The 19,870-nt window shown below is 72.9% G+C and carries 19 protein-coding genes; 14 read left to right on the top strand and 5 right to left on the bottom strand.

Annotated features, from left to right (window positions below; translation table 11 throughout):
- Positions 1 to 167 precede the first annotated feature (167 nt).
- Genes M4960_RS02940 through M4960_RS02930 form a run of 3 tightly spaced genes read right to left on the bottom strand, consistent with a single transcriptional unit; the run spans position 168 to position 3,200 of the window.
- Entirely contained in the window at positions 168 to 1,199 is a 1,032-nt protein-coding gene (locus M4960_RS02940) for an ABC transporter substrate-binding protein (RefSeq protein WP_248703399.1), read from the bottom strand.
- A gap of 52 nt (positions 1,200 to 1,251) precedes the next feature.
- Entirely contained in the window at positions 1,252 to 2,025 is a 774-nt protein-coding gene (locus M4960_RS02935) for an amino acid ABC transporter ATP-binding protein (protein ID WP_123292652.1), read from the bottom strand.
- Positions 2,025 to 3,200: an amino acid ABC transporter permease gene (locus tag M4960_RS02930; RefSeq protein WP_248703398.1), complete on the bottom strand. Its 1,176-nt coding sequence runs from the start codon at positions 3,198 to 3,200 to the stop codon at positions 2,025 to 2,027. Before M4960_RS02930 ends, M4960_RS02935 begins: the two co-directional genes overlap by 1 nt.
- Positions 3,201 to 3,331: 131 nt before the next feature.
- On the opposite strand from M4960_RS02930, the gene M4960_RS02925 reads away from it, so the two are divergent.
- From M4960_RS02925 to M4960_RS02910, 4 genes are all read left to right on the top strand, one after another.
- Positions 3,332 to 3,583: a DUF4287 domain-containing protein gene (locus M4960_RS02925; RefSeq protein WP_248703397.1), complete on the top strand. Its 252-nt coding sequence runs from the start codon at positions 3,332 to 3,334 to the stop codon at positions 3,581 to 3,583.
- A 49-nt stretch (positions 3,584 to 3,632) separates the two neighbouring features.
- Positions 3,633 to 4,601 (top strand): hypothetical protein, encoded by a 969-nt coding sequence (locus M4960_RS02920; protein WP_123292853.1) that lies wholly within the window; start codon positions 3,633 to 3,635, stop codon positions 4,599 to 4,601.
- A 76-nt stretch (positions 4,602 to 4,677) separates the two neighbouring features.
- The gene (locus M4960_RS02915; RefSeq protein ID WP_248703396.1) at positions 4,678 to 6,084 is read left to right on the top strand and encodes an alpha/beta fold hydrolase; all 1,407 of its coding nucleotides are present in this window, start codon (positions 4,678 to 4,680) and stop codon (positions 6,082 to 6,084) included.
- Entirely contained in the window at positions 6,081 to 7,631 is a 1,551-nt protein-coding gene (locus tag M4960_RS02910) for a GMC family oxidoreductase (RefSeq protein ID WP_248703395.1), read from the top strand. Before M4960_RS02915 ends, M4960_RS02910 begins: the two co-directional genes overlap by 4 nt.
- A 97-nt stretch (positions 7,632 to 7,728) precedes the next feature.
- On the opposite strand, the gene M4960_RS02905 is transcribed toward M4960_RS02910, so the two are convergent.
- Together M4960_RS02905 and M4960_RS02900 are read right to left on the bottom strand one after the other, a co-directional pair.
- A complete protein-coding gene (locus M4960_RS02905) occupies positions 7,729 to 8,295 on the bottom strand; it encodes a GIY-YIG nuclease family protein (RefSeq protein WP_248703394.1) in 567 nt (188 codons plus the stop codon).
- A 625-nt stretch (positions 8,296 to 8,920) separates the two neighbouring features.
- Positions 8,921 to 9,766, bottom strand: a complete 846-nt coding sequence (locus M4960_RS02900) for a siderophore-interacting protein (RefSeq protein WP_248703393.1) — start codon at positions 9,764 to 9,766, stop codon at positions 8,921 to 8,923.
- Positions 9,767 to 9,824: 58 nt separating this feature from the next.
- Here M4960_RS02900 and M4960_RS02895 point away from each other — a divergent pair, with 58 nt between their 5' ends.
- The 10 genes from M4960_RS02895 (at position 9,825) to M4960_RS02850 (ending at position 19,868) form a co-directional block, all read left to right on the top strand.
- Positions 9,825 to 10,508 carry a heme oxygenase (biliverdin-producing) gene (locus M4960_RS02895; RefSeq protein WP_131878766.1) on the top strand — a complete coding sequence of 228 codons (684 nt, stop codon included), beginning with the start codon at positions 9,825 to 9,827 and terminating at the stop codon, positions 10,506 to 10,508.
- A complete protein-coding gene (locus M4960_RS02890; RefSeq protein ID WP_200849248.1) occupies positions 10,505 to 10,798 on the top strand; it encodes a DUF2470 domain-containing protein in 294 nt (97 codons plus the stop codon). The genes M4960_RS02895 and M4960_RS02890 overlap by 4 nt, the downstream gene beginning before the upstream one ends.
- Before the next feature lie 270 nt (positions 10,799 to 11,068).
- Positions 11,069 to 13,726: a phosphoenolpyruvate carboxylase gene (locus M4960_RS02885; RefSeq protein ID WP_248703392.1), complete on the top strand. Its 2,658-nt coding sequence runs from the start codon at positions 11,069 to 11,071 to the stop codon at positions 13,724 to 13,726.
- A gap of 307 nt (positions 13,727 to 14,033) precedes the next feature.
- Complete coding sequence (locus M4960_RS02880) at positions 14,034 to 15,242, top strand: multidrug effflux MFS transporter (RefSeq protein ID WP_248703391.1); 1,209 nt, start codon at positions 14,034 to 14,036, stop codon at positions 15,240 to 15,242.
- A gap of 60 nt (positions 15,243 to 15,302) precedes the next feature.
- Positions 15,303 to 15,638: an STAS domain-containing protein gene (locus M4960_RS02875; RefSeq protein ID WP_123292661.1), complete on the top strand. Its 336-nt coding sequence runs from the start codon at positions 15,303 to 15,305 to the stop codon at positions 15,636 to 15,638.
- Positions 15,638 to 16,051 (top strand): ATP-binding protein, encoded by a 414-nt coding sequence (locus M4960_RS02870; RefSeq protein ID WP_131846151.1) that lies wholly within the window; start codon positions 15,638 to 15,640, stop codon positions 16,049 to 16,051. Before M4960_RS02875 ends, M4960_RS02870 begins: the two co-directional genes overlap by 1 nt.
- Before the next feature lie 113 nt (positions 16,052 to 16,164).
- Positions 16,165 to 17,124: an AraC family transcriptional regulator gene (locus M4960_RS02865; RefSeq protein ID WP_123292663.1), complete on the top strand. Its 960-nt coding sequence runs from the start codon at positions 16,165 to 16,167 to the stop codon at positions 17,122 to 17,124.
- A 29-nt stretch (positions 17,125 to 17,153) separates the two neighbouring features.
- A complete protein-coding gene (locus M4960_RS02860) occupies positions 17,154 to 17,738 on the top strand; it encodes an alpha/beta hydrolase (RefSeq protein ID WP_248703390.1) in 585 nt (194 codons plus the stop codon).
- Positions 17,739 to 17,856: 118 nt separating this feature from the next.
- Complete coding sequence (locus M4960_RS02855) at positions 17,857 to 18,951, top strand: hypothetical protein (RefSeq protein WP_248703389.1); 1,095 nt, start codon at positions 17,857 to 17,859, stop codon at positions 18,949 to 18,951.
- A 71-nt stretch (positions 18,952 to 19,022) separates the two neighbouring features.
- Positions 19,023 to 19,868: a Nif3-like dinuclear metal center hexameric protein gene (locus M4960_RS02850; protein ID WP_123292666.1), complete on the top strand. Its 846-nt coding sequence runs from the start codon at positions 19,023 to 19,025 to the stop codon at positions 19,866 to 19,868.
- Positions 19,869 to 19,870 lie beyond the last annotated feature (2 nt).

Here is a 19,870-nt window from a genome sequence, read left to right as displayed (position 1 = left end):
AATGTCGGACGATGCGCGCGCAACGAGCGACATCGTGGTCGTCGTGCGACGTCGACGATGTCGTTCCGCATCGGCGCCGACCACCCGCGCGCGCACAGAACGACTCCCTCGACGTCGTGCGACATCGAGGGAGTCGTTCCGAGTCGTTCGGACCCGACGAACCCGGCTCAGCTCGCGTCGAGCGGCAGCCCCTCGGGGTTGACCTCGGAGTGCTCCACGGCCTCGTTCGACAGGTTGTACGACTTGAGCCACTTCGCGTACGTGCCGTCGTCGATCAGCTCGTCGATGGCGTCCGCGATGGGCTCGGCGAGCCCGCTGTCCTTCTTCGTCGTCGCCGCGATGAGCCCCTGCAGGTCCCCGCCCGCGCCGGAGAACGTGCCCGCGGTCTTCGTCGGGTTCGTGCCGTCCGCGCTCAACGTGTTCTGGTACGCGACCGTCGGGTTCGGCCCGAAGTAGGCGTCGATCTTGCCGGAGTCGAGCGCCAGCTTCACGGCGTTGCCGTCCGGGTAGTACTTGATCGTGATCGTCTTGCCCTGCTTCGCGAGGTCGGCCTTCCAGCCGAGCAGGATGAGCTCCTGGTTGGTGCCGGAACTGACGGCGACGGTCTTGCCGGCGAGCACGGACGGGTCGTCGTCGAACGTCAACGAGGAGTCCTCCGGCACCTGCAGCGCGAGGTTGTCCTGGCGGTACGAGGCGAAGTCGTACTTCTCCTTGCGCTGCTCGGTCACCGTGATGTTCGAGAACCCGGCGTCGTACTTGCCGCCGTCGATCCCGACGAACAGGTTGTCCCACGTGGCGTTCTGCACCTGGGCCTCGAGGCCGAGCTTCGCGGCGACGAGCCTGCCGAGGTCGGGCTCGGAACCGGTCAGCGTCTTCTGGTCGTCGCCGGTGAACGCGAGCGGCGGGAACCCGGCGGGCAGCGCACCGATGCCGACGACGAGCTTGCCGGACTTCTTGATCGACGCGGGGAGTTCGTCGTGCAGCTTCTCGTCCGCGTCGACGGTGACCTTCGTCTCGGTGGCGGCGCCGTTCGACGCGGCGCCGATCGTGACCGTGCCGTCGGACGCGCCGGAGCCCGAGCCGGAGCCCGAGCCGGCCGTCGCCGACGTCGCGCACCCGGCGAGGGCGACGACGACTCCGGTGGCGAGGACGAGGGCGCCGGCGCGGTTCCGCCAGCGTGCGGGGGTGGTGGGGGACATGGTTCTCCTGGGATCGGGTGGAAGGGGAAGAAGGAACGTCGAGGGGACGGCGTCAGCGGACGCGGGACAGGAAGTCCCGCGTGCGAGCGTGCTGCGGATCGTCGAGCACCTGGGCGGGGGAGCCCTGCTCGACGATGCGGCCGTGGTCGAGGAACACGACGTGGTCGGCGACCTCGCGGGCGAAGGCGATCTCGTGCGTGACGATGACGAGCGTGGTGCCCGTGTCCGCCAACCCCCGGATGACGCCGAGCACCTCGCCGACGAGCTCCGGGTCGAGCGCCGAGGTCGGTTCGTCGAGCAGCACGACCGACGGTTCGAGCGCCAGCGCCCGCGCGATGGCCACGCGCTGCTGCTGCCCGCCGGAGAGCTGCCGCGGCCGGGTGTCGCCACGGTCGCCGAGTCCGACGCGCTCGAGCAGGGCCGCCGCACGGTCGCGCGCCACGGCACGGGGGACCCCGGCTGCGATCGGCCCCTCGGCCACGTTCTCGAGCGCGGTCAGGTGCGGGAACAGGTTGAAGTGCTGGAACACGAACCCGATCCGCGACCGCTGCCGCAGGATCAGGCGCTCGGGCAACTCCTTGTAGCGGGGGACCCCGTCGCGCCCGGTCCGGAGCCGGACGCCGATCGTCTCGCCGCCGACCGTGACGACGCCGCGGTCGAGCGGTTCGAGGTGGTTGATCGCGCGCAGCAGCGTGGACTTGCCGGACCCGGAGGGGCCCAGCACCACGGTGACGCTCCCGGACGGCAACGACAGGTCGACGCCGTCGACGACGACCGTGTCACCGAACGCCTTGACGGCTCCGTGGATGCTGATCGCTGCGCTCATCAGATGGTCCTGTCGTCGATGGTGGAAGCGGGGCCGGACGCGACCCCGCGCGCAGCGGAGGCTGCCTGCCGGGGGCGATCCGGGCCTCCAGGCCGTCCCGACCCACGTCCGGAGCCGCGACGCACGGCGGCCCGCACCCGCTGGAACGGCGTGGGCGGCAACGCCCGGACCGAGCCGCGGGCGGTCCACCGCTCGACGTAGTACTGCACGACCGACACCGCGCTGGTGAGCGCGAGGTACCAGAGCGTCGCGACCACGAGCAGCGGGATGATGTCGGTCGGGTAGGTGCTCGACAGGTTCTGCACCACCCCGAACAGGTCGAGCAGCGACACGTAGAACAGCAGCGACGACGCCTTGAGCAGCCCGACGACCTGGTTCACGAACGCCGGCACGATCGACCGCAGTGCCTGCGGCAGGATCACCCGCACGAACTGGCGACGCCGGGGGAGTCCGAGGGCCTGCGCGGCCTCGTGCTGGCCGTGGTCGACGGCGAGCACGCCGGCGCGGACGATCTCGGAGGCGTAGGCGATCTCACTCAGGCTCAGGCCGATCACCCCGATGGCCAGGTCGCCGAGGACGTTGGCCGTGGTGACCTCGACCTGCGGCCCGAACGGGATCCCGATGCCGATCGTCGGGTACAGCGACCCGAGGTTGTACAGGAAGACGAGCACGAGGATGAGCGGCACGGAGCGGAACAGCCAGACGTAGCCCCACGCCAACCCGGACAGCACCGGGTTGCGCGAGAGCCGGGCGATCGCGACGACGATGCCGCCGGTGAAGCTGATGACCGCACTGAGCGCCGTCGCGACGAGCGTGAGCTGCAGGCCGGTCAGGATCGCCGGGCTGAACAGCCACTTCCCGACGGCCGGCCAGCCCCACGACTCGTTCGTGAACAGCGTCTCGACGAAGTTCAGGAGCACCACCAGCACGACGGCCGCGGCGATCCAGCGCAGCGGGTGCTGCAACGGGAGGACGGGCCGGTCGAGCGCGGCGCGTCCGGCGGCGTCGACGGACGTGTCGGTCGCGTCGGTCGCGTCGCTCGCGACGGTCGGCCGGGAGGCCCGTGGTGCGTCCGGCGCTCCGGCCGAGTGGTCGACGCCGGTCGCGTCGACCCCGTCGGTGCCGGCGACGGCGCTGGTCGCGTCGCGGGGCAGTCCCGTTCTGGTGTCGGTCATGTCGCGACCGTAGAAGGGTCGCGGTGCCTGGACAACGCACCGCGAAACACACCGCTACGGGGCGGAACGCTGCGTCACAGTCGCCGCGCGCATGACGTTCCGTGACGCCGGGTGCGCAGTACTGTTCTGCCATGACAGCGCACCGCGTGACCGCTCCAGCGCCCCCGGCGGACGGCAGCACGGCGAAGGGGCCGGCGTCGTACTTCCCGAGCATCGAGAAGACCTACGGCCGCCCGGTCCAGGAGTGGCTCGACCTGGTCGCCGAGCAGCTCGACGAGCACCCGCACATGCAGGTCGTCGCTTGGCTGAAGACCGAGCACGGGCTCGGGCGCGGCCACGCGAACGCGCTCGTCGCGTACGCCAAGCAGGCCCTCGCGGGCTGAGTGCACCCCGGTTTCCCGCAGTGTCGGTGGCGGTGCCTAGCGTGTGGACGTGGCCGAACCCGTCGACGCGTGGTGGCGCCGCCGACAGTGGTCGCGCGGCGAGGCGGTGCCGTACGCCGTCGGGCAGTTCCGCGCCGACTGGGCGCCGTACCCGGTGCTCATCCGGCAGTACCACCCGGACTGGAACCACGGCGTCGTCCTGACCCAGGTCCCGCCGGCGGCCGAGGTCCTGCTGACGTGGGAGTGCGACGTCGGCCACGTCTTCGTCGCCACGCCGTCCGAACAGCGGTCCCGACCGGGTCGTGAACGCCGACGCTCGGTGTGGTGCCCGGAGTGCGCGGTACAGGCGCAGCCCCAGCGCTGGCCGGTCCTGCCGTCCGACTGGCCGTCACAGGTACCGGTCCCGCAGCGTGTCGTCCGGGCCACCGGTCGCCAGACCCTGCCGGCCGCGCCCTCCCGCGGCACCCCGGCGGGTGCCGTCGCCTCGAGCCGCACCCGCGCACGTCGACCGGCACCGGGCACGCCGCGACGTCCGAGTCAGCCGGTGCCCCGCACGATCTGCCCGAAGACCCCGCGGCTGCCCTCGGGCGAGTCCTTCACGAGCGTCTGCGCCCCGGCGACGGCCTCCGCGGTCGAGGCCGAGCTGCGCGCGGCGCTGTCCGACCGGTTCGCGTTCACCTACGACCACTCCGCGATCCGCCTCGACCGGCCGTTCTTCGACCACGTCGAGGTCTGGCCGGACATCATCCTGCCCGAGCTGCGCGTCGCGATCGAGTACGACTCGACCGGTCGCCACGGCCTCGAGCACGTCGGCCCGCGGCAGGACACCGACCGCAGGAAGGACCGCGCCGTCCGCGCCGTCGGCTGGGAGGTCGTTCGCATCCGCACCGGACGCCTGCCGGCGCTCGGGCCGTACGACCTGCAGGTGTCCGGCATCTCCGGCCGGACCGTCGACCGGCTCGCCGACACCCTGCGGGAGATCCGCGGCGACCTCTTCGTGGACGCGTACGCGCGGTGACAGATCGGGGTACAGGATTCGCCGACGGGGTACACCCCGCCTGGGTCCACCGCGGAGCGACCGGTAGGCAAGAGGAGTGACCCCTGCGTTCTGCCTCCACGCGTTGGGGGCGAGCTCCGAGGAGTTCGCCCTGCTCCGCCGTGCCCTGATCCGCGACGACCTCGAACTCATCGGGATCGACCTGCCCGGCTTCGGCCGCAGCCCGGCGTCGTCCGGCACCACCGTCGAGGAGATGGCCGTCCTCGTCGAGCGCGCGATCGGCGCCAGTGGCGCGAGCGAGTGGGTACTGGTCGGTCACTCCATGGGGGGCAAGGTCGCCACGGTCGTCGCCGACCGCACGATGTCCGGCGCGAACGGCCTGTTCGGGTTGCGCGCCGTGGTGCTGCTCGCGGCCTCGCCGCTGGCGCCCGAACCGATGGACGACGACCGCCGCGCCGCGATGCTCTCCTGGGCGGCGGACGGCCCGATCAGCACGGCGCACGCCGCCGAGTTCGTCGACGCGAACACCGCGTCCACCCTGGCGCCCGAGCGACACACGACGGCCGTGCAGGACGTCGAGCGCGCCGATCCCGGTGCGTGGACGGCGTGGCTCACACGCGGCAGCCGCGAGGACTGGTCCGACGCGGCCCCGAACCCCGTGCCGGCTCTCGTGCTCGCCGGTGCCGAGGACGGCGACCTGGACGCCGAGGCACAGCGGCGCCTGACGCTGCCGCACTGGCCCGACTCGGAGCTCCACGTCGTCGAGGGTGCTGCCCACCTGCTGCCGTGGGAGCAGCCCGAGGCGGTGGCGGACCGCATCCGCGACTTCTGGACCCGCCGGTTCACCGGGGCGCCCGTCGTGCCCGTCGAGCAGGCACGGGTGATCGCCTCGCCGCGGGTCAGCGCGCGCATGCGCTCCCTGTTGGCGGCCCGCGCGCTGCCCGACGACCCGTCCGCCGAACCGCGAGCGCTCACTGCTCGGCAACTCGACACCCTCCGTGCGATCGCGCACATCGTCGTGCCGCAGCCCGGCGACGGTCAGGTGGACCTCGCCCTGCGCGTCGACGACCAGCTCGCCGCGGGGCTCGGAGACGGATGGCGCGTCGACGGCATGCCCACCGACCTCGAGGCGTACCGGGCAGCGCTCGACGTGCTCGCCGGGCCGGCGCAGGACGGCGCGCTCGACGGCGCTCTGCAGGACGTGGCCGCCGGTCGGTACGGCGCCGACGGTGTGCTCGACGCCGTGATGGATGCAGCACAGCTGCGGGTTTGGTACGAGGACGCCAGCGTCGACCTCGTGAAGCACTGGCTCGCGCACCCCGCGACGATGGCGGCGATCGACTTCGACGGCTTCGCGAACGGGGGCGACGGCGTCCGCAAGCAGGGCTTCCAGTTGCTCGCCGCCGATCAGCGCGAGGCCTGGGAACCAGCGGCACCTGACCGCCGCGACGACACGCACGACGACACCCACGACGGCACCACGACGACGGAAGCAGCACGATGAGACTCGACGGACAGCGCACCTACGGCACGGACGACGTCGTCGACGTGGTGGTCGTCGGCACCGGAGCCGGCGGAGCGCCCCTGCTGGCCTCCCTGGCCCGACGTGGCCTGCGGGTCGTCGCCCTCGAAGCCGGTCGCAACACCGAGCCGGGCGAGCACGTGCCCGACGAGGTCGCCGCCCCCGGTGACATCAACTGGATGGACGAGCGGCTGAGCGGCGGCGGCGCACCGACGGCGTTCGGCCCGAACAACAGCGGCACCGGAGTCGGTGGTTCGACGCTGCACTGGGGCGCGTTCACCCCGCGTCCGAGCACGCACGACCTGTCGCTCCGCTCCGCGTCCGGTGTCGGCGAGGACTGGCCGATCAGCCACGCCGAGCTCACCGGGTGGATCGAGCAGGTCGAACACGACGTCGGGGTCGCCGGCCCCGAGCACTACCCGTGGGACCCGTCGCGCCGCTACCGGATGCGTCCGCCGGCGCGCAACGCCTCGTCGGACATGATGATGCGCGGGGCAGCGGCCGCCGGCATCACGGCGACCGACGCCCCCGTCGGGCTGACCACCGAGGACCGCCACCAGGAGCACCACGGCCTGCGGCACGCATGCGTCTCCTGCGGCTCGTGCCACCAGGGCTGCCGCAACGGCGCGAAGGTCTCGATGGACACCACCTACCTGCCCGCCGCGGTGGCGTTCGGCGCCGAGATCCGGCCGGACTCGTTCGTGCACGGCATCGAGCTCGATGCTTCCGGCGAGGTCAGCGCCGTGCTGTACACCCACGACGGCCGCGAACACCGGCAGCGATGCCGGGCCCTCGTGCTCGCCGCCGGCGGCATCGAGACCCCGCGCCTGCTGCTGCACACCGGGCTCGCGAACGGCAACGGCCAGGTCGGCCGGAACTTCACCGCGCACGGCGCCACCCAGGTCTGGGCACGGTTCGACGAGTCGATGCGCTCCTACCGTGGCTACCCGTCGTCGATCATCACCGAGGACTTCGTCCGCCCCGCCGACGCGGACTTCGCCGGCGGGTACCTGATCCAGAGCCTCGGCGTGCAGCCGCAGACCTTCGCCAACACGCTCATCCGGGGCGGCGGCCTGCGCGGCGCCGAGCTCGTGCGGGCGCTGCAGGACTACCCGCACTCCGCGGGCGTCGGCATCAACGCCGAGTGCCTGCCGTACGACGACAACCGGCTGGTCCTCGCGGACGAGGTCGACGAGCACGGCGTGCCACGAGCCCGGGTCTCGTTCACCCCGGGCGCCAACGAGGACGCGATCCGCCGCCACGCGGTCCGCACCATGACGACCATCGTCGAGGCCGCCGGTGGCAAGGACATCCGGGTCCTCGAGCGCACCGCGCACACGATCGGCACGGCCCGCATGGGCGCGGACCGCGAGACCTCGGTCGTCGACCCGGACGGCCGCTCGTGGGACGTCCCGAACCTGTGGATCGCGGACAACTCGGTGTTCCCGAGCGCCGTCATCGCGAACCCCGCGCTGACGATCATGGCGCTGTCCCTGCGCACCGCCGACCGGATGCTCCGCGCGGCCTGACCGGCGCGGGCGGGCCGACGGCGCGGGCGGGCCGACGGCGCGGGCGGGCCGACGGCGTGGGCGGGCCGGCGGCGCGGACGCGCACCGGCCCGCTCGGTCAGCCGCGCAGGGCGAGCGCCTCGCTCGTCCACCGGGCGTGCAGGTCCCACGGGTCGTCCACACCGGCGGCGACGGCATCGACGTGCGCGAGCAGTTCCGGCGTCGCCCGGAACCACTCGGTGCCGGGGTACCGGGTGGTCGCGAACTGCGCGTGCCGCCGACGTTCGAGCGTCCTATCGCCCCGCTCGAACGCCAGGAGGTCCTGGTGCGGGATCGCGGCCAGTCGCTGCCTCGGGTTCATCGTGGTGCCGATCTTCACCCGGTCGCCGAAGTCGTCGCGCATCCGCAGGTAGTACACGACGTCGACCCGCGGGGGAGCGAGGTCACCGTCGGGCACGTCGCCCCACCGCCACTCGCACCGTGCGCAGACGAAGCCCGTCGGGAACCGCACCCCGACACGGGATCCGCACACTGAGCACGGTCCCGGCAGGGTGTCCTCGACGCCGACGTGCTCGGCCGCGAACTCGGTCACCAGCGTGACGTGCGTCGCGCACAGGGGCACGCCCGCGAACGCGTCCGCGGCGGGGCCCGCGCAACCCGGCACGCAGCACGACGAGGTGACCATGCCCGGAACGCTAGCCGGACCCACCGACGTGCCCCGGGCCTCCCGGCAGCCCTGCGCACCCGCGCACCCACGCCGGACCGGCGCGTACCTGCCGGGAACGGGCGTACCTGGTCGGTTGGAACGACCAGGTACGCCCGTTTCCGCTTCCCACCGCAACCGCTCTGGGAAGAACCGGGCGTCCCTGCCGAAACCGGGCGCACCCGTGCCGGACCGGTGCGTACCTGCCGGAAACGGGCGTACCTGGTCGGTTGGGACGACCAGGTACGCCCGTTCCCGCTTCCCACCGCAACCGCTCTGGGAAGAACTGGGCGTACCTGGTCGAAATAGGCGTACCTGCCGAACCGGTGCGTACCCGCCCGAACCGGGGGTACCTGCCGGACCGGTGCGTACCTGCCGGGAACGGGCGTACCTGGTCGGTTGGAACGACCAGGTACGCCCGTTTCCGCTTCCCACCGCAACCGCTCTGGGAAGGACCGGGCGTACCTGCCGAAACCGGGCGCACCCGTGCCGGACCGGTGCGTACCTGCCGGAAACGGGCGTACCTGGTCGGTTGGAACGACCAGGTACGCCCGTTTCCGCGTCCCACCGCAACCGCTCTGGGAAGAACCGTGCAGGCCGAGACCGGTCAGTCGGTGAAGATCACGCCGACCGGCTCGCGCTTCTCCTCCTGGAACTGGTCCTCACCACGGCCGAGCGCCCAGTAGGCCGACAGCGACATCTCGCGCTTCTCGAGCCCCCAGTCGTCCTGCAGCAGCCGACGGATCGCCTTCATCGCGGTCCGCTCGCCGTGTGCGAACACCTGGACCGGCCGGGAGGCACGGGGCAGCGCCCGGGCCGCGTCCAGCAGGAGCGTGCCCGGCTGGGCGCCGGTGGCGTCGCGGTGCAGCCACCGCAGGTCGACCCCCGCCGGGTGCGCGATGTCCTGCTCGTCGGCAGGGCCGGCGACCTCGACCAGGGCGACGCCCGTGGCCGTGTCGGACATCGACTCCAGCGCGGCGCCGATGGCCGGCAGGGCACTGTCGTCGCCGAGCAGGACGTGGGTGACGTCCGGGTCGTCGGCGGGCGCGTAGCCACCGCCGGGACCGGACAGCGCGAGCTTGTCGCCGGGATGCGCCGCTGCGGCCCAGGGCCCGGCGAGCCCGTCGTCGCCGTGCACGACGAAGTCGACGGCGATCGTCTTCGCGGTGTGGTCGACGGCCCGCACCGTGTAGGTCCGGCGGGCCGGTCGGTCCTGCTTCGGCAGCGTCTCGCGCAGTTCCTCGAGGTCGTACGGGGGCTCGAGGCCGAGCGACGGCTTGGCGAGCAGGAGCTTGACGTACTTGTCGGTGGCGGCCAGCTTGTCCGGGTCGGCCGTGCCCACGAAGTCGTCGAAGGCCGGGCCACCGAGGTGGACGCGCACCATGTGGGGCGACAGTCGCTCGGTCCGGTCGACGACGAAGACGTGCTGGGGGCGTTTGGGCTTGGAGCTCATCGGTACGAGCGTCCTCTCTCCTGCTTGACGTTTGTCGAACTAAGGTTAGCCTTACCTCATGGACACGACCGTCATCCCGTTCTCCGAGCTGCTGCGCAAGCGCACGCGTCGCTCGCACGGTTCCTCGGCCGGGAACGGCTTCATGCACGACCTGCTCGGCGGGAAGTGCGACGTCGCCGACTACGCGGCGTTGCTCGGACAGTACTCGTTCGTGTACGACGCCCTCGAACGTGCAGCGGAACGGATGGCGGACCACCCGGTGGCGGCGCCGTTCGTCACCTCGCAGCTGACCCGGATGCCGGCGATCCGCGCCGACCTCGAGTACCTGATCGGCCCGGACTGGTCCGAGCTGGTCTGCCCGCTCCCGGCCACGACGGCGTACGTGCGGCGGCTCAACGAGGTCGCGGCCGAGTGGCCGGGCGGCTTCGTCGCGCACCACTACACGCGGTACCTCGGCGACCTGTCCGGCGGGCAGATGATCGGTCGGATGCTCTCCGACCAGTTCGGCTTCGACACGAACGGCGTCCTGTTCTACATCTTCGACCAGGTCGCGGACCCGAGTGCCTTCAAGGACACCTACCGTGCGCAGCTCGACGCGGCGCCGTGGACGGCCGACGAGCAGGAGCGGGTCATCGCCGAGGTCGAACTGGCGTACTCGCTCAACAACGGCCTGCTCGAGGGGCTCGACGCCCGGCGTCGCCCGGTGACCGACGGCGCCGGCGACGTGGCGGTGACCGCGTGACCGAGCCGTTCGACGACGAGGCGCGCCGAGCGATCCTCCGGCACATGAACGCCGACCACGCGGTCGACAACCTGGCGATCGTCCGCGCGAACGGGGCCGCGACCGCCGTGGCCGCGACGATGACCGAGATCGACGCGATCGCCGGTGTCTGGCTCGCCCGGCTCGACGACGGCGACGAGGAACAGGTCATCGTGCCCTGGACGTCGCCGCTGACCGACCGCCGCTCGGCGCGGGTGCAGATCGTCGAGGTCCACTCCGCCGCGCAGGCCCAGCTCGCCGAACCGAGCTGAACCGCGCCGATCCGCGCTGATCCGAGCTGAACCGAGCCGATCCGCGCCGACCACAGACCCGCCGGGATCGCGGGCCGCGTCGCAACTGCAGGGGTGCTCCCGCCACGCGTCGCGATCCCGGCGTCCTCCCTGCATGCTCGCGCTGCGCGCGGACGCGTTCCGCACACCCAGCCCGCTGGTCCGTCCGGACGGTCGACGTCACGGGTGGCCGCGGGCCGATACGCTGCTCGGAGCCGGGACGGTGTTCCCGGACGACCCCGAAAGGACCCCATGACGGCGATCGACGGATCGGCGCGACATGAGCGCGCTCGGGACGACGTCAGCGGCGCGGTCGACAGTGACCTGCGCGCCGACGTGCGCTACCTCGGCAACCTGCTCGGCCGGGTGCTGCGCGAGAACGGCGGCGACGAGCTGCTGCGTGACGTGGAGTCGCTGCGTGCGGCCGTGATCGACGCCTACGAGGGCGACCACGCCGAGGGTGCTGCCCGCGCGCAGACCCTCGTGTCCGCGATGTCGGCCGAGCGCGCCGAAGCGGTGGCGCAGGCCTTCACGACGTACTTCCACCTCACGAACCTGGCCGAGGAGCACCACCGCGTGCGGGTGCTCCGGCAGCGCGGCGACGACGGCGGCCTGGCCGGCGACTCGTTCCCGGCGACCTACGCGGAACTCGTGGCCGAGGTCGGCGAGACCGAGGCGGCCGAGCGACTCCGGACGCTGCGGTTCCACCCGGTGCTGACCGCACACCCGACCGAGGCCCGCCGTCGTGCGGTGACCACGGGCGTGCGTCGCATCACGGACCTCATCGACGAGCGCGACCGCTCGAAGAACGCCACGGCACGTGCCGAGAACGAGCGACGGCTGCTCGAGGAGATCACGACGCTCCTGCGCACCTCGCCGCTCCGCACGACCCGCCCGACCCCGCTCGACGAGGTCCGCACCGCCATGAGCGTCTTCGACCAGACGCTGTTCGAGATCGTCCCGCAGGTGTACCGGCTGCTCGACGACCGGCTGCAGGGCGACGACGCCGGGCGCGCACCGGTGACGGCGCCCGCGTTCGTGCGGTTCGGCACCTGGATCGGTGGCGACCGCGACGGCAACCCGCACGTGACCGCCGACATCACGCGCCAGGCTGCGGAGATCGCGGCCGAGCACATCCTGATCGGGCTCACCCGTGCCACCACCCGCATCGGCAGCGCCCTGACCCTCGACGCGAGCGACACCCCGGCCGACGCCGGGCTCACCGCGCTCGTGGCGGCGCAGGAGTCGCTCGACCCGGGCATCGCCGAGCGCATCGGCGTCCGCGCCCCGAACGAGACGCACCGCCGCGCGCTCCTGTTCACCGCCGCGCGCATCGACGCCACCCGCCAGGGCACGACGCCGCTCGCGTACGACGGCCCGGACGCCCTGCTCGCTGACCTCCGGACGATCCAGGCGTCGCTCGTCGCCGCCGGCGCGATCCGGCCGGCGAACGGTGAGCTGCAGAACCTCATCTGGCAGGTCGAGACCTTCGGGTTCCACCTGGCCGAGCTCGAGGTCCGGCAGCACTCGCAGGTGCACCGCGCGGCCCTGGCGGAGATCCGGGCCGGCGGCGCGCTGAGCGAGACCACCGAAGAGGTCCTCGCGGTCTTCCGGACCATCGCCGACCTGCAGGACCGCTACGGGGTCCGTGCCGCCAGCCGGTACATCGTGTCCTTCACGCAGTCGGCGGCGGACCTGGCGAACGTGCACGAGCTCGCCGTGGCCGCACTCGGCTCGCCCGAGGCCGCGCCGGTGCTCGACGTCATCCCGCTGTTCGAGACCTTCGCCGACCTGCACGCCAGCGTCGACATCCTCGACGAGGCCGTCCGCACCGAGACGTTCCAGCGTCGCCTGGCCGCTACCGGCCGTCGGCTCGAGGTCATGCTCGGCTACTCGGACTCGTCGAAGGACGTCGGTCCGGTCTCCGCGAACCTGGCGCTCTACGACGCCCAGGCCCGCATCGCCGACTGGGCGCGGGACAACGAGGTCGAGCTCACCCTGTTCCACGGCCGCGGCGGTTCGCTCGGCCGTGGCGGCGGGCCGGCCAACGAGGCCGTCCTCGCGCAGCCGCCGGGATCGATCGACGGTCGCCTGAAGCTCACCGAGCAGGGCGAGGTCATCTTCGCGCAGTACGGCGACCAGGACATCGCGGCCCGTCACCTCGAGCAGATGGCCTCGGCCACCCTGTTCGCGTCGTCGCCGTCCAACGAGGCGCGCACGGCCGCTGCGGCCACCCGGTTCGCCGACCTCGCGCAGCAGCTGGACGACGTCTCGCGTGTCGCGTTCTACGACCTGGTCAAGGCGGACGGGTTCGCTCCGTGGTTCGCACGGGTCACCCCGATGGAGGAGATCGGTCTGCTCCCGCTCGGCTCCCGCCCGGCCCGCCGCGGGCTGTCGGTCGAGTCGCTCGAGGACCTCCGGGCGATCCCGTGGGTGTTCTCGTGGACCCAGGCGCGGATCAACCTGGCCGGTTGGTACGGGCTCGGCTCCGCGCTCGAGGCGGTCGGTGACGTCGACGTCCTGCGGGCCGCGTACGCCGAGTGGCCGCTGTTCGGCGCGATGATCAAGAACGTCGAGATGTCGCTCGCGAAGACCGACGAGCACATCGCCCGCCGGTACCTCGAGCTCGCCGACCGCGACGACCTCGCCGCCAAGGTGCTCGACGAGATGACGCGGACCCGTGACTGGGTGCTCCGGATCTCGGGTGGCAGCGACGTGCTCGAGGACCGTCCGGTCCTGGCTCGGGCCGTGCGCCTGCGCAGCCCCTACGTCGACGCCCTGTCGCACCTGCAGCTCCGCGCGCTCCGGTCCATCCGGACGACGGGCAGCACCGACCCGACGGACGCCGACCACCGTCTGCTCCTGCTCACCGTGAACGGGATCGCCGCCGGCCTGCAGAACACCGGCTGACGCCGGCCGGCCCCGCACCGCCGAGTGGTCACCAACCGTCGGCGCCGTCGTCGCCGCGCGACGGTTCGCGACCACTCGGCGGACGTGAGCGGCGCGCCGTGACCGCTCGCGGTGGCGGACGGGAGGCCCGTGGCGGCGCTGTCCCGGGCCTCCCGTCCGGCGCCGCGCACGTCCAGGGCTGCACCGCCGAGCGGTCACGCGACGTCGGCTGCCCGGTCGCCGCGCGACGGTTCGCGACCGCTCGGCGGAGGTGAGCGGCGCGCCGTACCCCCGTCGAATCGATTCGGGTGCGCGTAGCGTGTCGGTCGTGACGACGGAGCGCACCCGGAAACCGACCACGACCACCCTGCCGCCGATCGTGCCGCTGGCCCTGATCGTCGGGGTGTCGCCGTTCGCCACCGACATGTACATCCCGGCGCTCCCGCAGATCGCCCACGACCTCGGCACGACCCCCGGTGCCGTGCAGCTGTCGCTCACGGCGTTCCTCGTCGCCTTCGCGGTCGGGCAGTTGCTCGTCGGACCCGTCAGCGACGGGATCGGCCGGCGGCCGATGCTCGTCGTCGGCACCGCGGTGTTCGCGCTCGCCTCGGTCGGGTGCGCCCTCGCGCCGGACGTCGTCACGCTCGTCCTCGCCCGGATCGCCCAGGGGCTCGGCGGAGCGGCCGGAGCGGTCGCCGGCCGGGCGATGGTGTCGGACGTGGCGAGCGGGACGCGGATGGCGAAGGTCTTCGGCACGCTCGCCGCGATCAACGCCATCGGCCCCGTCGTGGCACCGCTGGCCGGAGGCGCCGTGCTGACGTTCGGCACGTGGCGGATCATGTTCGTCGTGCTCGCGGTGCTCGGCGCGCTGTTCTTCGCGATGGTGGTGCTGCGGTTCCGCGAGACCCTGCCGCCGGAGCGACGCGGGGGCGTGGGCTTCGCCGCGAACGGTCGACGCATCCGCGAACTGCTGGCGATCCCGCGGTTCCGGGCCTACGTGCTGAGCGGGGTGCTGTCCACCGTGGGGTTCTTCGCGTACATCGCGACCAGCTCGTTCGTGTTCCAGACCCAGTTCGGGTTCTCCGAGGGCATGTACACGCTGGTCTTCGCCACGAACGCCTCGATGATGATCGTCACCACGCTGGTGTTCGGCCGGGTCGTCGGACGGTTCTCCGAGGACTCCCTGCTCACCGTCGGACTGCTCGTCGGCACCGCGGGCGCGGCGGCGGTCCTCGTCTCGGCGCTGCTCGACCTCGGTCCGGTGCCGGTCTGGTGCGCCCTCGCGGTCGTCACGGGTGCGTGGGGCTTCGTGCTGCCCGCGGCGATGACCCGGACGCAGCACGTCGGGGCGGCGCACCCGGGGACGGCCGCGGCCCTGCAGGGCGGCCTGACGTTCGGGATCGGCGGCCTCGGGACACCGCTCGCCGGCGCGCTGGGCGGGACCGCGCTGGCGATGGGCGGGGTCATGGCGGCACTCATGGCCGCAGCCGTCGTGGTGCAGGTCACCGCGACGCGTCGGGACCGCAGCGGGACCTGACGCGGCGGAGCCGGTAGGTTGCTGGTTGCAAGGCGCACCGATCAGAGGAGACCACCCGGCATGGACATCGTCGTACACGAAGCGCAGCCCGACACCGCGGTACTCGAGTGCAGCGGGCGCCTCAACATGGTGTCCGCCCCCGAGTTCCGCGAGGCGGTCGCGAAGGTCGTCGACAACGGACGTGCCCGCGTCGTGGTCGAGCTCTCCGGTGTCGAGTTCATGGACTCGTCCGGGCTCGGCGCGCTGGTCGGCAGCCTGAAGACCGCGCGGCAGGCGGGCGGCGACCTCCGCATCGCAGCGCCGTCCGAGCAGGTGCAGATGGTCCTGCAGCTCTCCAACATCGACAAGATCCTCCGCACGTACCCCGACGGGGACGCTGCGGTCACCGACTGGTGATGACCGCCTCGGCCGCCGAGCACACGCTCGCGTTGTCGTGCCCGCCGGACGACGTGTCCGCCGTGCACGAGTTCCTGGCGGGCGTGTGGCAGCACGAACCCTCGGTCTCCGTCGAGGACCGGATGGCCCTCGAGCTCGCGATCGTCGAACTCACCTCGAACGTGATCGAGCACGGGACACGCCCGGAGGGCGTCTCCTGCCGTCTGCGCCTCGAGATCGGAGCGGACCGGTTCGCCGCACTGCTCTCCGATGACGGCGTCGCCGCCACCGTGGACACCGAGTCGGCCGAGTTGCCCGACGGACTCGCCGAGAGCGGTCGCGGACTCGCCCTGGTCCGGATGGTCGTGGACGACCTGCGGTACGAGCGGGTCGCCGACGAGAACCGGTGGACGGTCCTGCGCGCCCGTCACTGACCGCCACCACGCGACCCGTCGCTTCGTCCGTCTCGCGCACTCCGTGGGCCACAATCCGCAAGGTGCCGCGGGGGATTCCCGGGGTTCCTGGTCGCCGTGTCACGATTCGCGCGATGACAGCCGAACCGGATCCCAGGATCAGCTTCGAGACGTCGGGGGCCGATCTCGATGCTGCCGTGCACATGTACGAGGACGCCTACGCCAGTGTGGGCTTCACCGCGACCCGCACGGAGCGTCCGTTCGCGTACCGTTTCCGCGTCGTCGGCGACGACGTGATGTCGTTCCGGTCGACCCGGTTCGACGCGCGGATGCAGGGTGAGCTGGACGTCCGCGACGAGTACGTCGTCATGTGGATCACGGACGGCGGCGGGCGCGTCGACATCGGCCGGCAAGAGGTCGCGTTCACGCCCGCCACCCCGATGATGTTCCCGACCGGCCGTCCCTTCGCCTTCGACCTGCAGGACGTCCGGCAGAGCCTGGTGCAGTTCGACCGCACCGCCCTGGAGCGCGTCGCGGCCGAGGTCCACGGTGCGCAGCCGGGCCCACTTGTCTTCGACCACACGGCGACGCCGCGCACGGCCGACCTGCGGGGCTGGAACGTGCAGGTCCAGCGTGCCGCGGCGGTCGTGCTCGGTCGGGCGTCGGTCAGTTCGCTCGCCCTGGCCGAGGTCGCACGGGACACCGCCCAGTCCCTGCTCCGGACCTTCCCGCACAAGCTGCTGGCCCCGGACGTCCCCCTGCCGCAGGGCGCCACGGGCCGTGTCCGCGAGGCCGTCGAGTACATGCACGCCTTCGCGCACACGCCGATCTCGACCACCGACGTCGCCGAGCACGTCGGGCTGAGCGTCCGCGGCCTGCAGCAGGCGTTCCAGCGGCAGGTCGGCACGGCCCCGAACGCGATGCTCCGCGGGATCCGTCTCGACCGGGTGCGCGAGGAGCTCCGCCGTGCGTCGACGGGCGACCTGACCGTGGCGAGCGTGGCGATGCGGTGGGGCTTCGCGCACCTCGGTCGGTTCTCGGCGGCGTACGCAGCGCGCTTCTCCGAGTACCCGCGCGACACCCTGCAGCGCTAGGTCCGTCCGGGGTTCGCTACGCTGCCCGGGTGAGCAGACCTCGACCGTGGGTGATCGTGCCCGGGATCTGGAACTCCGACGCGGAGCACTGGCAGTCCGTCTGGCAGCGGGAGTGTGGCGACGACGCCGTCCGCATCGCACCGGCGTCCTGGGGTGAGCCGGACCCGGGGGACTGGCGAGACGCCATCTCCCGCGCGGTCTCGTCGTGCGCCGAACCGCCGGTGCTCGTCGCGCACAGCCTGGGGGTCCTCGCCGTCGCCGACTGGCTCGTCGCAGACGCCGCAGCCGTCGCGGGAGCCGCCGGTCCCACCGTCGCCGGCGCCTTCCTCGTCGCGCCGCCGGACCCCGCGGCACCGGGCTTCCCCGCGGCCGCCTCCGGGTTCCCCGCGCCCCGCCCGATCCCGGCCGGTACCGCAGCGGCCCGCGTTCCGACCCGCCTGGTGGTGAGCGACGACGACCCGTACTGCACCGCCGACCGTGCGCTGGCGTTCGCGGAGACGATGGGGGCCGCGGTACTCCGGGTCGGCCCGCTCGGCCACGTCAACGTCGCCAGCGGTGTCGGCGCCTGGCCCGCCGGTCGGGAGCTCCTCGGCGCGTTCGAGCAGACGCTCTGACCCGACCCCCGGGGCGACGGGCGACACGCCGTTCACGTTCGGGGCGATATGGCAGGGATTGCTGCGACACACCGCGGATGTCCCGAGTTTCGGCGCGCGCGATATTTATCCTTCGGACATGGAGACCCAGTCCGGTGCACGCACCCCCCTCGTCGACCCGTTCGGTCGCGAGGTCGAGGAGTGGCTCCGCGACGCCCCGGCGACGCGCACGCCGTACGTGGCGGACCTCGTGGTCCCGCCCGTCACCGGCCCGGTGCAGCGCCCCGGCGCCGTGGCCGACGCCACCGCTGTCCAGACGCCGGACGCCACCGCTGTCCAGACGCCGGACGCCAGCACCGCGGCTGCAGCAGTCGCAGCGCCCGAAGCCAGCACCGCGCCTGAAGCCAGCACCGCGCCCGCAGCTCCCGCGTTCCGCCGCGACCGCGCCCGGCACGCCGCCGTCTGCGCACCGTCGTTCCCCGAACCGCCGGAGCGCCTCGCCCTGCGCATCGAGGACCTCGCGATCCAGGTCTCGTCGTCCACCGGTCGCAGCACCATCGAGCGGATCGTCCTGCTCGAGGACGAGGTCCGTCGCCGCGACGAGGACCTCGCCCGCCTCGCCGCCTGGGAGGCCACCGTCGACGGCGCGGACGACCCGGAGGTCACCGCAGCCCGCGCCTTCGCCCAGACCGTCTTCGCGGACCTGCTCGAGGACGCCGCCGCCGAGTCGGACCGTCGCGACCGTGCAGCCGCCCGCCGTGCCGCGACCGCTCCGGTCGCCGTCGTGACCGGCGTCGCCCCCGCTCCCGCGGTGGCCGTGGTCCGCCCCGCACCGGCGGCAGCAGCCGCACCGGCAGCCGACGTCGTCACGGCGACCCCGGCCGTGGCGCTGGTCGCCCCGGAACGCGACGAGCCCGTGCGACCGGTGCTGGGCCTCCCGGCCGTGTCGCCGGTGTCCGCGAACACGCGACCCACGCCGCTCGTCCAGCCCGCCACCGGGCCGACGGTCATCGACCGTGCCGCGTTCGCGGCCGCCCTCACCGCCCACCAGGGCACGACCGCGAGCACGCCCGTCGTGCTGCCGGACGTGATCGCCGTACCCGTCGTCGAGACGGCCGCCCCGGCGAGCGTCGACACCGAAACCGGCACCGAAACCGGCACCGACGAGCCGGCCCGGCCCGGCTGGTGGTCGCGACTCGTCGCCGGCCTCCTCCGTGCGCTCGGTCGCCGCTGACCGGGAGGCCCGGATCACCCCGCGCGGACCGGCTGCCGGTGCCGACGCGGTCGGCTCGGTAGACTGACCGGATGCCGACGCTCCGCGAACTCCAGGCCGTGATCGAAGACCTGTGGCCCGCCGCAGGAGCTGAGTCGTGGGACGCCGTAGGACTGGTCGCCGGGGACCCGGACGCCACCGTCGAGCACGTCCACCTGGCCGTCGACGCCGTCCCCGCGACCGCACGTGAAGCGGTCGAGCTCGGTGCCGGGCTCCTGCTCACGCACCACCCGCTGCTCCTGCGCGGCGTGACGACGATCGCCGAGTCGACGTACAAGGGCAGCGTCCTCGCGACCCTCGTGCGCGGTGGCAGCGCCCTGATCGCGGCCCACACCAACGCCGACGTCGTCACCACGGGGACCTCGGCCGTGCTCGCCGACCGGATCGGCCTGACCGACCAGCGACCGCTCGACGCCGGAGCCGACCCCGCGACGGGCATCGGCCGCGCCGGGGTCCTCGCCGAGGGCATGACCCTCGGCGCCCTGGCACGGAAGCTCGTCGACCTGCTGCCGCCCACCGCGACCGGGGTCCGGGTGTCCGGCGACTTCGACCAGCCCGTGCGCACCGTGGCACTGTGCGCCGGAGCGGGGGACTCGCTGCTCGGCCACCCTGCCGTCCTCGCTGCCGACGTGTACATCACGAGCGACCTCCGCCACCACCCGGCGTCCGAGTTCCGCGAGCAGGCACTGCTCGGCGGCGGTCCCGCCCTCATCGACACCTCGCACTGGGCCACCGAGTGGCTCTGGCTCGACGTCGCGGCCGCGCAACTGCGCCAGGCTGCCGGCGTCCGGGTCACCGTGAGCGACCTCCGAACCGACCCGTGGGACTTCGCGGTCCTGCCGGCGGCAGAACCCACCACCCCCACTGAAGGAGTCTGACC

Source organism: Curtobacterium sp. MWU13-2055, from assembly GCF_023242305.1.
Classification (GTDB): Bacteria; Actinomycetota; Actinomycetes; order Actinomycetales; family Microbacteriaceae; genus Curtobacterium.
Note: the sequence above shows the minus strand (reverse complement) of the source record. Positions and strands in the feature narration are given on the sequence as shown.

Bases quoted from the DNA above. Each gene is read 5' to 3' on its own strand.
- M4960_RS02940 (WP_248703399.1), bottom strand. From the start codon at position 1,199: ATGTCCCCCACCACCCCCGCACGCTGGCGGAACCGCGCCGGCGCCCTC.
- M4960_RS02935 (WP_123292652.1), bottom strand. From the start codon at position 2,025: ATGAGCGCAGCGATCAGCATCCACGGAGCCGTCAAGGCGTTCGGTGAC.
- M4960_RS02930 (WP_248703398.1), bottom strand. From the start codon at position 3,200: ATGACCGACACCAGAACGGGACTGCCCCGCGACGCGACCAGCGCCGTC.
- M4960_RS02925 (WP_248703397.1), top strand. From the start codon at position 3,332: ATGACAGCGCACCGCGTGACCGCTCCAGCGCCCCCGGCGGACGGCAGC.
- M4960_RS02910 (WP_248703395.1), top strand. From the start codon at position 6,081: ATGAGACTCGACGGACAGCGCACCTACGGCACGGACGACGTCGTCGAC.
- M4960_RS02905 (WP_248703394.1), bottom strand. From the start codon at position 8,295: ATGGTCACCTCGTCGTGCTGCGTGCCGGGTTGCGCGGGCCCCGCCGCG.
- M4960_RS02900 (WP_248703393.1), bottom strand. From the start codon at position 9,766: ATGAGCTCCAAGCCCAAACGCCCCCAGCACGTCTTCGTCGTCGACCGG.
- M4960_RS02895 (WP_131878766.1), top strand. From the start codon at position 9,825: ATGGACACGACCGTCATCCCGTTCTCCGAGCTGCTGCGCAAGCGCACG.
- M4960_RS02885 (WP_248703392.1), top strand. From the start codon at position 11,069: ATGACGGCGATCGACGGATCGGCGCGACATGAGCGCGCTCGGGACGAC.
- M4960_RS02875 (WP_123292661.1), top strand. From the start codon at position 15,303: ATGGACATCGTCGTACACGAAGCGCAGCCCGACACCGCGGTACTCGAG.
- M4960_RS02870 (WP_131846151.1), top strand. From the start codon at position 15,638: ATGACCGCCTCGGCCGCCGAGCACACGCTCGCGTTGTCGTGCCCGCCG.
- M4960_RS02865 (WP_123292663.1), top strand. From the start codon at position 16,165: ATGACAGCCGAACCGGATCCCAGGATCAGCTTCGAGACGTCGGGGGCC.
- M4960_RS02855 (WP_248703389.1), top strand. From the start codon at position 17,857: ATGGAGACCCAGTCCGGTGCACGCACCCCCCTCGTCGACCCGTTCGGT.
- M4960_RS02850 (WP_123292666.1), top strand. From the start codon at position 19,023: ATGCCGACGCTCCGCGAACTCCAGGCCGTGATCGAAGACCTGTGGCCC.